This window comes from Alteromonas sp. 1_MG-2023 (genome assembly GCF_030547075.1).
Lineage (GTDB): Bacteria > Pseudomonadota > Gammaproteobacteria > Enterobacterales > Alteromonadaceae > Alteromonas.
On sequence record NZ_JAUOQH010000029.1, the window covers coordinates 1 to 12549 of the forward strand.

Below are 12549 nucleotides of genomic sequence, written 5' to 3' on the forward strand. Positions count from 1 at the left end.
GAGCTCACCTCACCTTACAGAAATTGATTGATTGTAAGGATAATGTCGCTCAGCTCGCAGAGCTCGCTTCACCTTACAAAAAATCTCAAAAGTGTAGCTTTTGAAAGAAGATTTTTTGTCCCCATCGTCTAGAGGCCTAGGACACCGCCCTTTCACGGCGGTAACAGGGGTTCGAATCCCCTTGGGGACGCCATTTTCCGGTGTCACAGTCCGTAACTGTGAAATAGGCCGATAGTAATTGAAAAGTTGCTATCAGCGACAAAAATTTGTTTTTGTAGGTAATAAGGTCGTTCGGTTCGCGGAGCTCACCTCTCCTTACAGAAATTGATTGATTGTAAGGATAATGTCGCTCAGCTCGCAGAGCTCGCTTCACCTTACAAAAAATCTCAAAAGCGTAGCTTTTGAGTTAAGTTAGGCCGGTAATCTTTGAAATTACCAGTGACAAAAATTTAGTACTTCTGTAAGAAAAGGTCGTTCGGTTCGCGGAGCTCACCTCACCTTACAGAAATTTAGTGAAGTTTACTTCACTAGCAAAATTTCTGTCCCCATCGTCTAGAGGCCTAGGACACCGCCCTTTCACGGCGGTAACAGGGGTTCGAATCCCCTTGGGGACGCCATTTTCCGGTGTCACAGTCCGTAACTGTGAAATAGGCCGGTAGTGATTGCAAAGTTACTATCAGCGACAAAAATTTGTTTTTGTAAGGATAAGGTCGCTCAGCTCGCAGAGCTCGCTTCACCTTACAAAAGATCTCAAAAGCCTTGCTTTTGAAAGAAGATTTTTTGTCCCCATCGTCTAGAGGCCTAGGACACCGCCCTTTCACGGCGGTAACAGGGGTTCGAATCCCCTTGGGGACGCCATTTTCCGGTGTCACAGTCCGTAACTGTGAAATAGGCCGGTAGTGATTGCAAAGTTACTATCAGCGACAAAAATTTGTTTTTGTAAGGTAATAAGGTCGTTCGGTTCGCAGAGCTCACCTCTCCTTACAGAAATTGATTGATTGTAAGGATAATGTCGCTCAGCTCGCAGAGCTCGCTTCACCTTACAAAAAATCTCAAAAGCCTTGCTTTTGAAAGAAGATTTTTTGTCCCCATCGTCTAGAGGCCTAGGACACCGCCCTTTCACGGCGGTAACAGGGGTTCGAATCCCCTTGGGGACGCCATATCGTTAAGCCAACCTTCGGGTTGGCTTTTTCGTTTCTACACCTTAATTCCTCCCGTTCTTATCGATATTCCACATACAAACCAATACCATCTTGATAATATAGCCGTGTTAACAAAGAGGTTATTTATGCAAAATTATCCTATCGGCACGCCAGGCAAGCCTTGGGGTGCAGAAGAGAAAGAAGAGTGGAAGCAGCGCCAAACTATTAAGCGCTCTTACAACGATGAAGTACTTAAGCAATTAGACGGCATTCCTGAAGGGTTTGAATTAAAGCAGTATGGCGCGTTGCCTTACGATGAGTCTCGATACCCGTTGTATGCCATAGTTCCTAAAAATATACCTAAGAATATCCCTAAAAATATCGACGCAGCCAAACCAGCAGTGCTAGTTACCGGCGGTGTACACGGGTATGAAACCAGTGGGGTGCAGGGCGCGCTTCAGTTTATTAATACTAAGCTAAGTGAGTATGCAGATGACTTCACCATCATTGTGGTTCCATGTGTGAGTCCTTGGGGTTATGAGACGATTAACCGTTGGGATCAGTATGCGTTAGATCCTAATCGTTCATTTTATCCTAATTCTCCAGCACCGGAATCAGCGCAGCTAATGGCATTTGTTGAATCGTTGAATTTACCATTTACATTGCATGTCGACTTACATGAAACCACTGATACGGATAACAGTGAGTTTAGGCCTGCTTTAGCAGCAAGAGACGCTGTTACCCATGATAACTGGAACATTCCTGATGGTTTTTATTTAGTGGCTAATTCCACGAATCCTCAAAAAGCATTTCAGGAAGCTATTATCGAGGCCGTTAAGCAGGTAACTCATATTGCGCCTGCTGATGAAAGCGGAAAAATTATAGGTGCTGACTTATTGTCTGAAGGTGTGATTTGTTACGACAAAAAAGCATTGTATCTTTGTGGTGGCATGACAGATGCAAAGTTTGTAACCACCACAGAAGTTTATCCCGATAGCGTTAATGCCACGGCTGAAAATTGTAATGCTGCCCAAGTGGCTGTGATCACTACAGCGTTGGAATACTTGAAATAGACGTTTAGATGTTTGAATGTTTAGACGTCTAGATGTATATTAGGCCTTCTCGATGAGGAGGCTTACGTGTTTACATTTTCTGCATTAATTTATGATGGCTATACACAACAACTGGTAAAGGGTGATTATGAAAATAAAACCCAGTTCGACGCGTTCTTGAATGCGAAGTTTGGTGTGCATGTTTGCATGTGGACCGCTAAAGAGCCAACGCAAGAAGTGATTGATGCTATATTACATGCCTCTCTCGTTGCTAAAGAAAACTCCAGTAATAAACCAAACCTTGAGGCCAAGTATTAGTGAGTATCGTTTCACCCTGTATTGCCAACTGTAAGCTAGACGCCGACGATGTATGCACTGGCTGTAAACGCACTATTAAAGAAATTACTAGTTGGTCGAGCTACAGCACACAGCAAAAACAAAACATCCTCATCCGCCTACAAACCCAAAAGTTGGACACACACTCTAGTTAGGCTAGTAGGTAAGGAAGGACAGTCACTCCAAGTTCGATTTGAGCAAGTTCGATTTGAGCAAGTTCGATTTGGACAGTCACATGAGTTAATTTGGACACACACTCAAGTTTAAGTTGGACAGTCACACTTATCACACAATTTTTTTGAAACTTAAATAGCATGGTCATATAACCCGCTCTTTGCTACACTCTCGCGTCCATTTTAACCACTCAGTTTTAGCGAAATTATAGTTATGAAAATCATGCTGGCGCCTATGGAAGGTGTTGTCGACCATCTAATGCGAGATATGCTTACCTATGTGGGTGGGTTCGATCAGTGTGTGACTGAGTTCGTAAGAATTGTAGATCAAAAGCTTCCCAATAAAACTTTCTACAAATTATGCCCTGAACTACACAACGGCGGCAAAACTCCTCATGGGGTGCCGGTGCGCGTTCAATTATTAGGGCAGCATCCACAGTGGTTAGCAGAAAATGCTTATACAGCGGTAGATTTAGGCTCGCCCGGTGTAGATTTAAATTTTGGTTGCCCAGCAAAAACGGTTAACAAGAGCAAAGGTGGTGCGGTTCTGCTAAAAGAAACGCAAGCGCTGTATGACATAGTTAAAGCAGTTCGAGAAGCAGTTCCAACTGAGCAGCCAGTATCTGCCAAAATTCGCTTGGGCTTTGAAGATAAATCTCTTGCTGTAGAAAATGCCATCGCCATACAAGAAGCGGGCGCATCTGAGCTAGTAGTACACGCCAGAACGAAGACGGAAGGCTATAAGCCACCAGCTTATTGGGAATGGATTGCTAAAATAAAACAAAATACCGATATTCCGTTAGTGGCTAATGGTGAAATATGGAATGCGGAAGAGGCTATGCGTTGCCAAGAACAGTCTGGTTGTATCAATTTGATGGTAGGCAGGGGAGCACTCGCTATGCCAAATCTTGCAAGGAGTATTCGAAATGGCGAATCGGCTATGGCATGGGAAGATGTGGCCGCATTGCTTATTCGCTATTCAGGCTACGAAATTTACGGTGATAAGGGTAAGTATTACCCTAATCGAATAAAGCAGTGGTGTGGCTATTTAAAAAGGCAATATCCTGAAGCTGAGTTGTTGTTCAACGATATTAGGCGCTTATCTAAATCCCAAGAAATTGTAGATGTGTTAGCGAGGCAAGCATCACATTAATTTTCTAATATAAACAATGCAACTTGTTTCACTCCCCCGATTTGGTAATCTGGTTTTAGCTGTTGTTTAACGCAGCGTAAGTATAAAATAAATATAAACGACTACCTATCTGGGGATATCATGAAACTGCAATCATCAAGGCCTTTACTGGCGTTGGCTTGTGCGTTTTCTCTTATTGCAAGTGGCTGCGGCGACCAAAATACTGAAGAAAACACGCAAGATCCAAAAGTCGAAATCAATCCAAATCCATATCCCAGTACCTATGTCCCTATAGCGGGTGAGCCTACGGTGATTACTAACGTAACCATCCTCGACGGAATAGGTAATATAATCGAAGATGGTGCAATTTATTTTGCTGATGGCAAAGTCCAAGCAGTTGCAGATATTCAAAACGGACAGACACTCGAAACGCCTGAGAATGTAACAACCATTGACGGGGAAGGAAAGTGGGTTACACCTGGTATTATCGATAATCACAGTCACTTAGGCGTGTATCCGTCACCTTCTACACATTCTCATTCTGACGGTAATGAAAAGACTGACCCCGTCACGGGACAAGTTTGGGCTGAACATTCGGTATGGCCTCAAGATCCAGGTTTCAACCGTGCATTAGCGGGCGGAGTAACATCACTTCAAATTTTACCTGGTTCAGCCAACCTGTTTGGCGGGCGCTCAGTGGTACTAAAAAACGTACCAAACCGAACTATGCAATCGATGAAGTTTCCAGATGCACCTTATGGCATGAAAATGGCCTGCGGTGAAAACCCTAAGCGGGTTTATGGCAATAAAGGTGGTCCAGCTACACGGATGGGAAATGTAGCGGGTTACCGTCAAGCGTGGGCTGATGCGCAGGATTATAAGCGTAAATGGGAGCGCTACGAGCAAGAATACAAAGACGGTTCGAATCCCAAAGCACCAAAACGTGATCTTAACCTAGAAACCTTAGCGGGTGTTCTTGATGGTGATATCCGCGTTCATATGCACTGTTACCGCGCAGATGAAATGGCGGTAATGATGGATGTAATGAAGGAATTTAACTACCAAATAAGCACCTTTCACCATGCCGTAGAGGCCTATAAGATAGCGGACACACTTAAACAGAACAATGTATGTTCAGCTATGTGGGCCGATTGGTGGGGCTTCAAGATGGAAGCTTACGATGGTATTCGTGAGAACATTCCTGCAGTTCATAATGCAGGAGCCTGTGCAATTGTCCACTCAGACAGCGACTTGGGAATTCAGCGTTTAAATCAAGAAGCCGCTAAAGCATGGTCAGATGGAAAACGAGCTGGGATAGACATTTCTATAGAAGAGGCATGGCTGTGGTTATCAGCTAACCCAGCTAAATCTATGGGAGTGTTCGATAAAACCGGTTCACTAGAAGTTGGAAAGCAGGCTGATATTGTGTTGTGGAGTGGTAATCCTTTTTCTTCATACACAAAAGCAGACAAAGTTTATATAGACGGTGGTTTGGCGTATTCAATGGATGATGAGGCCAGCTGGCCGGTTAGTGATTTTGAGCTAGGCCAAGTGGGTGAAGGAGATAAAAAATGAAAAATATACTAATGCTCAGTGCTTTGACTCTATTTTCATTACCCTCTCTAGGCGAAAGTATTGCGGTTGTTGGCGGTAAAGTGTTCACCATGAGCTCTCAAGGAACAATTGAAAATGCCACGGTTTTAATTAACGATGGGCTTATCGAATCGGTTACCTCTAATGGTGCTACCCCAGAGGGGTACACTATAATTGATGCTAGAGGGAAAGTAGTAACGCCTGGGTTTGTAGGCGCTTTTACTTCTTTAGGGCTTGTTGAGGTTTCTTCTTCTGCAGGTGTTGTTGATGCAAGTGTTGAAACATCACAAGTAAGTAATACTGGTGCTGCGCTAGATGTGAGTTATGGCGTAAATCCTGACTCGTCACTGATAAATATTACTCGACTAGAAGGTATGACATCCGCAGCGACTACCATTACTAATTCTAAATATCTGTTTGGAGGACTAGGTGCGGTTATCTCACTAAATGGACAGTCACCTATATTAAAGCAGTCTGCCTTTATGACTGTGAATGTGGGAAGTCAAGGTGCAGAGTTATCAGGCGGTACAAGAGCCTCTTTATGGGTGCTGTTAGAGCGTGTTTTAGAAGAGGCTGCAAAAGCGGGTAGTGATACTTCACCTGAAAAACCATGGTATGGCATTAACTCTAGAAGTGATGTAGATGTCATTAAGCGCGTACAAAGTGGAGAGGTTCCTCTTTTCATGAGTGCTGATAGTGCGGCTGACATTCGTCAAGTTATTGCGTTTAAAGAGCGTCACCCTTCTATTAAAGTAGTTTTAGTGCATGCAGTTGAAGCGTGGAGAGAGGCAGATGCTTTAGCTTCCGCCGATATTCCTGTGATCATCGACCCAGAATATAATCTGCCTGGAGGGTTTGAACAGATGGGCGCGACGCTGGCTAATGGCGCAAGATTAGAAGCAGCAGGTGTTGATGTTGCTATAGGTATGGATACCCACAATATCCGCTTAGCGGCACAGCACGCAGGTAACGCTGTGGCTAATGGCATGACCCATGAAGCGGGTATTGCAAGCTTGACAAGTGTGCCTGCCAAAATATTAGGGATGGAAGGCAAACTTGGGGTGCTAACTGAAGGAGCCCGTGGCGACCTAGTAGTTTGGTCTGGCGACCCTCTAGAGGTAACTGAAGCAGCCGAAGTCGTCATTATTGATGGCAAACCAATAAAAATGGAATCTAGACAAACAAAACTTCGTGATAGGTACTTATCTTTACAGGCTGGGGATAAAAAGACACCATCACATTATTTCCGCGAGTAGGTTTTAAATTTAATCGGCGGTCTTGGACAGAGGTGTCTCCTTGGACAGATATCTAAGTTTAGGCTTTACATACCACTCGTGTCATTGAAGTTCTAATAATTAGGACACACACTTAAATATACAAGTGTGTGTCCGACTATGACTTATGATGACGACTTAATATTTATAAGGCCTCACAATCTACAAGCTGCTTTTGTTTAAATTTAATTGAATGATAAATTCTCAGGTGAAACATTTTAGGACAGTCATTCAAATTCTTTTAAGTGACTGTCCTAAAAAGTACTAAAAAGTACAAAAAATTAAAGTTAAAGCCTTGAACAGGTAGTGCTCTGTACACAATTTAGCCGAAAGTCTTGGTGTACTATGTTTATTTAAAAACATACTTTACTGGCAGGGAAGCAGAGTGGCTTTTTGAGGGGGAAACGGTTGCAGAATTAGAAATCGACATATACATAAATACGGCTACTGCGATTATGAGTAACTTGTATCTTAATTATTCCAAACTTTAAACTCGGCTAATGACTACCATTAGCCCTCGAAGCTATTGAAGATACCTTCGGGCATTAGCAATATTGGGTTTTCTTCCGTAACTGCATGCTGAGGCAAATACAGTAATTCTATCTGGAGAGCCAATAGGACCTGAAAACTTCTGTTCGAGTTTGCTTGAAAGGGTCATCCAAGATTTTCCAGATAATTTAAGCCTTTCTAAGATAGGCTTCATTTTTTGAGGAATAGCGCCTCTTTTATCTGGGCGCATAATACGACCCGTTTCATCTACCAATACCAAGTAGTCGTTAAGTTTGAATGGTAGGCTGATTTCACTAGGACGAACCTGATCGGTAAATGGCATGAGCCGAGCCGGTACTTTATTCACCTTCATCGCGTTAATTCTATATTGGATACTGGTGAAATTTGATTGCTCTGGAGTTTTGGCTATGTTGGCGCGAATTGGGTTTAAGTCGGTATAAGCCATGGTTGCCGCTAGCGCATTATCTGATAATATGGCTTGGCTCTTAAATCGGCGCTCCCAAAAGTAGCCTGTACATTCATCCTCTTTGTTCGCCTTTCGAGCTATAAACTCATTCAGCAAACGCATAAACCAACTGACACTATATAAGCGATACCTATAAATTTCGCTTAATTCAGAAACCTTTTGGAGCTCTACCTCAGACAATGAATCTCGACTTTCATCATCAAGGTAGCGATGTACCAAAGAAGGGCATTTGTAGAAGCTATTCCATCGAAGTAGTACTTCGTCCATGCTCCAATGTTCAGCTCTAGCTTTCGCGATATGCAACACAACATGGGTATGGTTGTGCATTACGGCATAAGCACACAAATCAATCGCAAAATTTGTGGTGAGCTTGTGTAGTCTGTCTACAATCCACTGTCTTCTGTGATCGTAGTTTTTGCCTGTACTGGCATCAATTCCACAAAGGTACGACTGCCGTACACAGCGTGATGTGCAGTGATAATAGGGCGTTACATCTAAATTGACTTGCTTGTATCGAGGTAGCGGCATTTCCATATCTCCGAGTAATTTGGAAATAATTATGCTGGAAATGCATTAATAAACTACTGTGCTTAGGGCGGGTTTTGTGACTAAACGTAGGTATCTATACGCGAGCCCACACGACTATCTGTAGCAGGCGCTGCTTGTTGCGTCTGCTGAGGGGCACTTACTTCAGTTTGCTGGCTAACACGTTGCTGGTCAACCTGTCGTGACGGTTCTTGACGCGGCGACTGAAGTACATTTGATACTGGTGATGACGTTGCTGATGAAACGTCCATAACAATCTCCAAATTAAGCTGTTATTTGCTTTAGCATTTACATTATAAGTTTAAAAGCATAGCACACGTTATTGTTTATTTAAGATCAAAGGCGTCAATTTTTCGAACATAAAATCGACGATCATTGGCTGTGCCTCTGCGTTTGGATGAATGCCATCACGTTGCATTAAGTCTTTTTGAAGTGCTATGTCCTCAAGAAAGAAAGGAATTTTTGTAACTTCTTGTTGCGCTGACACAGTCTCAAAAGTATCGCTAAACATTTGCGTATAGCGCTTACCGTAATTAGTGGGTATTTGCATATCTTGCACAAAAACGACGGTATTGTCTGATTTTGCTAGGCTAACAATAGCACTTAAATTGTCTCTAATTTTACTGATACTGTGCCCTTGTAGGCCATCATTACCACCAAGTTCTACTAGAATATGACTTGGAGAATGTTGTTCTATTAACCTTGGAAGCCTAGCTAAACCGCCATCAGTGGTCTCACCGCTTACCGCAGCATTTACAATATCGATCGATATATTCTCGTCATGCCAGCGTTTTTGTAACAAACTTACCCAACCTTCTTGTTGATCTAACCCGTATGCAGCAGATAGGCTGTCACCTAGAATCAGTAATTTAGCTGAATTATTGGGAACGGAAGTATCGGTCTGATCTGATAATGCAGATAACGGTATTAATAAAAGCAGTGTGAACAAAACGGCGCTGCGAAAACGATAAATCACGAATTGATGACCCCTATATGATAAAAACATCCAAAGTAACTAAGTCTGTAACTACGAGCGAAGGTACGCTTGAGATCCTTCATCCTATCTCATTTGAAGTCAAGTCTGGTGAGTCCGTTGCCATCATCGGTGCGTCAGGCTCAGGAAAATCTACTCTATTAGGGCTGCTGGCCGGCTTAGATGAAGTCTCCGAAGGGGAGATTTTTTTAGATGGCGAACCATTGCATACTATGGATGAAGAGGCCCGTGCGGTACTTCGTGGCCAAAAAGTTGGGTTTATTTTTCAAAGTTTTATGTTGGTGCAAAGTTTAACGGCCATAGAAAACGTGATGCTTCCGGCTGAAATTGCGGGTTTAGAAAATCCAAAGCAGATGGCGAGTAAAATTCTTGAACAAGTAGGCATTGGTCATCGTGCAAGTCATTACCCAAATCAACTTTCAGGTGGTGAACAGCAGCGTGTAGCTATAGCACGAGCTTTTATCACCTCACCTAAAATTCTCTTTGCTGATGAGCCGACCGGAAATCTTGATGCAACAAACAGTCACAAAGTAGAAGAGCTTCTTTTCGCGCTAAACCGTGAGAAAGGTACAACATTAGTATTGGTAACCCACGATAACGAGCTTGCCGATAAGTGTGACAGGCAGTTAACCATGCAAGCGGGTGAATTGACTGAGTCTACCGTAGTATCGCCGATACAGCGTACAGAGGCCGTATAGATGGAGGCCCTATAAATGAGTACGACATCGACCTTGGCATGGCGATTGTTTCGTCATGAGGCGAAGCGCGGAGAGTTAACCATCATTCTATTGGCAATTGTGTTATCGGTAGGAGCGGTGTTGTCACTGTCACTATTTAGTGAGCGATTACAAGGTGCCTTAAAAGAGCGCTCAGCGGCATTTATCGCAGCTGATGCACAGTTACGCTCTGATACACCCATTGATGAGGCTTGGTTACAGCAGGCTCGAGACGAGGGGCTTAACACGGCAAAGCAGGTGACTACTCGGTCGATGGTGTTTCACGAAGATGAAATGTCGCTGGTAGATCTTCGAGCTGTTAATGAAAATTATCCTTTGAAGGGGGAGGTTAATATTACCGATGCGCCCTTCGGACAAAAGGAAGCGGCATCAGGTTTACCGAACCCAGGCGAAGTGTGGTTGCAGTCTTTACTGTTTCAAACCCTTAAGCTTAATTTGGGCGACAGCATTGAAATTGGTGATGCTAAATTCACTGTAACCAAAGTGCTGGTTGATATTCCTGATGCAGGGTTCAGTGTTTTTAATACCGACCCCATTGCCATGATTAGACTGTCCGATTTGGATGCAACTGCTATAACTGGACCTGGAAGCCGAGCTCGTTATGTAGGCTATTTTGAGGGCGATAGCAGTGCTATTAGCGCTTATTACAATTGGCTGACTCCTAACTTACAAGATGATTTGCATAACTGGCGCACTGTTGAAGATGACGATTCGGCCATAGGGCGTTCGGTTGCTAGAGCAGAGCGTTATTTCTTATTGGCGAGTTTGCTAGCCATTGTGCTTGCTGCAGTTTCAATTGCGGTTGCAGCCCAGCGCTACAGTCAACGGCACTTCGACCCTGTTGCTATCATGAAAACGCTAGGCGCTACAAAGCAGGTAATACGCCGAATTTATCTTTTACAAATTCTGTTTATTACAGGGCTCGGCATTATTATTGGGTTAATAATGGGCTTCATTGGCCAGCAAGTTGTAGTGTGGTTAGTAGCTGAACAGGTTGATGTGGCGTTATCAATTTGGCACTGGCGACCCGTGCTGATAGCTGTTTTCACTGGTGCCACGTGTTCACTACTGTTCTCGCTTTATCCATTGATGCAGTTATTTTCAATTCCTCCACTGCGGGTACTTCGCCGTGATTTAAGCACCAATTTGCGTTCTAGAACTATCCAATACGTGGCATCGGGTGGCGCTATTTTTCTACTGATGTGGATTTACAGCCAAGATTTAATGATAAGCCTTATTTTGTTTGGCTCTGGTGCGGTGTTAGTGGCAGGGCTGCTTGGCGCTACCTTCCTGCTTATTGCAGCCGGCCGCAAGTTTGGTTCGGGTAAAATGGGCCCTTGGCAACTTGCTTGGGCACGGATTAAACGCCGTTCAATGGAGAATAGTGTTCAGCTGATTAGTTTCTCAGTCACTATCATGTTGTTGCTTGTTGTATTAGTAATGCGCAACGATATGGTATCGCAGTGGCGTTCTCAGTTGCCTGAAGGTACCCCCAATTACTTTTTGATTAATATAACCGACAATCAAAAAGCAGAATTGGACACACACTTTAAATCAAATGGCATTACCATCGAAGAATTTTACCCCGTAATTCGAGGTCGCTTTGTTGCAGTGAATGATGACACTGTGAATACCGAAGTGTCTAAAGAGGACGATTCAAACACTGAAGGTAGACAAGGACTTGGACGTGAAGCGAATTTAACTTGGAGTAATTCGTTACAAAAAGAGAACGAGATTACCAGTGGTAAATGGCATGGGGATAACTCTGAAGCATTAGATGACGGCGTATTCGCCGTTTCAGTAGAAACCGACGTAGGCGAGCGACTTGGCGTTGAGTTAGGCGATATGCTGACATTCAATGTGGGCAGCGAAATTATTAAAACAAAAGTCACTAGCTTCAGAAAAGTGAACTGGCAAACCATGCAGCCTAACTTTTTCTTTGTTATTCAACCTGAAGCCATGGCAGCATTCAATCCGACTTATATCACCAGCTTCTATTTACCCGAAGCCCAGAAATCAGAACTTACTGGGTTGTTAAAGCCATTTGCGTCTATCACTATGTTCGATGTAGATGCCAGAATTAACCAGCTAAGGGATATTGTCGATCAGGTGTCGGTGGCCATTGAGTTTATCTTGGTATTAGTGCTTGTAGCAGGCAGTTTAGTCTTGATTGCTCAGGTTCAAGCCAGTATGGATGAAAGACGACAAGAGTTAGCTATATTGCGAACGCTAGGCGCTAAAGGCAGTTTAATTCGCAAAAGTGTGGTGTTTGAGTTTGTGATCATAGGTGTTGTTGCAGGTTTCATGGCAGCGCTGGCTAATGAGCTCAGCTTGTATATGTTGCAGACTAATGTTTTTCAAATGACAGCAAGCTTACATTTTGAATACTGGGTAATAGCACCTATCGTTGGAGCAATTGTGGTAGGCGTTCTAGGTGCCATTGGCTGCTGGCGTTTGCTTACGTTAAATACATCAGCACTGCTGAGGAAGATGGTTTGACGTTTTCGAACTTACGATTGGACAGTCACTTAAGTTGTGTATTTCTAATGGCTAAAAATTTTTAAGCCAATCCATTAAAATGTTGGACACACACT

At 43.4% G+C, this 12549-nt stretch carries 11 protein-coding genes and 4 tRNA genes; 12 read left to right on the forward strand and 3 right to left on the reverse strand.

The features are described from left to right. The first annotated feature begins 117 nt into the window (after positions 1 to 117). The 10 genes from Q4561_RS19415 (at position 118) to Q4561_RS19460 (ending at position 6684) form a co-directional block, all read left to right on the forward strand. Positions 118 to 193, forward strand: a tRNA-Glu gene (locus Q4561_RS19415). Positions 194 to 541: 348 nt separating this feature from the next. After that, a tRNA-Glu gene (locus Q4561_RS19420) sits at positions 542 to 617 on the forward strand. A gap of 165 nt (positions 618 to 782) precedes the next feature. Beyond that, positions 783 to 858, forward strand: a tRNA-Glu gene (locus Q4561_RS19425). Positions 859 to 1084: 226 nt separating this feature from the next. Continuing rightward, positions 1085 to 1160, forward strand: a tRNA-Glu gene (locus Q4561_RS19430). 128 nt (positions 1161 to 1288) lie between these two features. Beyond that, positions 1289 to 2215 carry a M14 family metallocarboxypeptidase gene (locus tag Q4561_RS19435; protein ID WP_303462911.1) on the forward strand — a complete coding sequence of 309 codons (927 nt, stop codon included), beginning with the start codon at positions 1289 to 1291 and terminating at the stop codon, positions 2213 to 2215. Between the two features lie 66 nt (positions 2216 to 2281). Continuing rightward, on the forward strand, positions 2282 to 2512 hold the full coding sequence (locus Q4561_RS19440) for a hypothetical protein (RefSeq protein WP_303462912.1): 231 nt from the start codon (positions 2282 to 2284) through the stop codon (positions 2510 to 2512). After that, positions 2512 to 2685 (forward strand): DUF1289 domain-containing protein, encoded by a 174-nt coding sequence (locus Q4561_RS19445; protein ID WP_303462913.1) that lies wholly within the window; start codon positions 2512 to 2514, stop codon positions 2683 to 2685. The genes Q4561_RS19440 and Q4561_RS19445 overlap by 1 nt, the downstream gene beginning before the upstream one ends. Positions 2686 to 2917: 232 nt before the next feature. Then, a complete protein-coding gene (gene dusC, locus Q4561_RS19450) occupies positions 2918 to 3856 on the forward strand; it encodes a tRNA dihydrouridine(16) synthase DusC (protein WP_303462914.1) in 939 nt (312 codons plus the stop codon). A gap of 126 nt (positions 3857 to 3982) precedes the next feature. After that, complete coding sequence (locus tag Q4561_RS19455; protein ID WP_303462921.1) at positions 3983 to 5410, forward strand: amidohydrolase; 1428 nt, start codon at positions 3983 to 3985, stop codon at positions 5408 to 5410. Further along, the gene (locus tag Q4561_RS19460; RefSeq protein ID WP_303462915.1) at positions 5407 to 6684 is read left to right on the forward strand and encodes an amidohydrolase family protein; all 1278 of its coding nucleotides are present in this window, start codon (positions 5407 to 5409) and stop codon (positions 6682 to 6684) included. Before Q4561_RS19455 ends, Q4561_RS19460 begins: the two co-directional genes overlap by 4 nt. A gap of 541 nt (positions 6685 to 7225) precedes the next feature. Here Q4561_RS19460 and Q4561_RS19465 read toward each other — a convergent pair. From Q4561_RS19465 to Q4561_RS19475, 3 genes are all read right to left on the reverse strand, one after another. After that, on the reverse strand, positions 7226 to 8206 hold the full coding sequence (locus Q4561_RS19465; RefSeq protein ID WP_303462916.1) for a hypothetical protein: 981 nt from the start codon (positions 8204 to 8206) through the stop codon (positions 7226 to 7228). 80 nt (positions 8207 to 8286) lie between these two features. Beyond that, the gene (locus Q4561_RS19470; protein WP_303462917.1) at positions 8287 to 8475 is read right to left on the reverse strand and encodes a hypothetical protein; all 189 of its coding nucleotides are present in this window, start codon (positions 8473 to 8475) and stop codon (positions 8287 to 8289) included. A gap of 68 nt (positions 8476 to 8543) precedes the next feature. Continuing rightward, entirely contained in the window at positions 8544 to 9200 is a 657-nt protein-coding gene (locus Q4561_RS19475; RefSeq protein WP_303462918.1) for an arylesterase, read from the reverse strand. A 17-nt stretch (positions 9201 to 9217) separates the two neighbouring features. On the opposite strand from Q4561_RS19475, the gene Q4561_RS19480 reads away from it, so the two are divergent. Both Q4561_RS19480 and Q4561_RS19485 read left to right on the forward strand, forming a co-directional pair. Beyond that, positions 9218 to 9916 carry an ABC transporter ATP-binding protein gene (locus Q4561_RS19480; RefSeq protein ID WP_303462919.1) on the forward strand — a complete coding sequence of 233 codons (699 nt, stop codon included), beginning with the start codon at positions 9218 to 9220 and terminating at the stop codon, positions 9914 to 9916. Between the two features lie 15 nt (positions 9917 to 9931). After that, on the forward strand, positions 9932 to 12454 hold the full coding sequence (locus tag Q4561_RS19485; RefSeq protein ID WP_303462920.1) for an ABC transporter permease: 2523 nt from the start codon (positions 9932 to 9934) through the stop codon (positions 12452 to 12454). The last annotated feature ends 95 nt before the right edge of the window (positions 12455 to 12549 follow it).

Excerpts from the sequence above, each read along its gene's own strand:
- dusC (WP_303462914.1), top strand. The coding sequence starts at position 2,918 with ATGAAAATCATGCTGGCGCCTATGGAAGGTGTTGTCGACCATCTAATG.
- Q4561_RS19460 (WP_303462915.1), top strand. The coding sequence starts at position 5,407 with ATGAAAAATATACTAATGCTCAGTGCTTTGACTCTATTTTCATTACCC.
- Q4561_RS19470 (WP_303462917.1), bottom strand. The coding sequence starts at position 8,475 with ATGGACGTTTCATCAGCAACGTCATCACCAGTATCAAATGTACTTCAG.
- Q4561_RS19435 (WP_303462911.1), top strand. The coding sequence starts at position 1,289 with ATGCAAAATTATCCTATCGGCACGCCAGGCAAGCCTTGGGGTGCAGAA.
- Q4561_RS19480 (WP_303462919.1), top strand. The coding sequence starts at position 9,218 with ATGATAAAAACATCCAAAGTAACTAAGTCTGTAACTACGAGCGAAGGT.
- Q4561_RS19485 (WP_303462920.1), top strand. The coding sequence starts at position 9,932 with ATGAGTACGACATCGACCTTGGCATGGCGATTGTTTCGTCATGAGGCG.
- Q4561_RS19465 (WP_303462916.1), bottom strand. The coding sequence starts at position 8,206 with ATGCCGCTACCTCGATACAAGCAAGTCAATTTAGATGTAACGCCCTAT.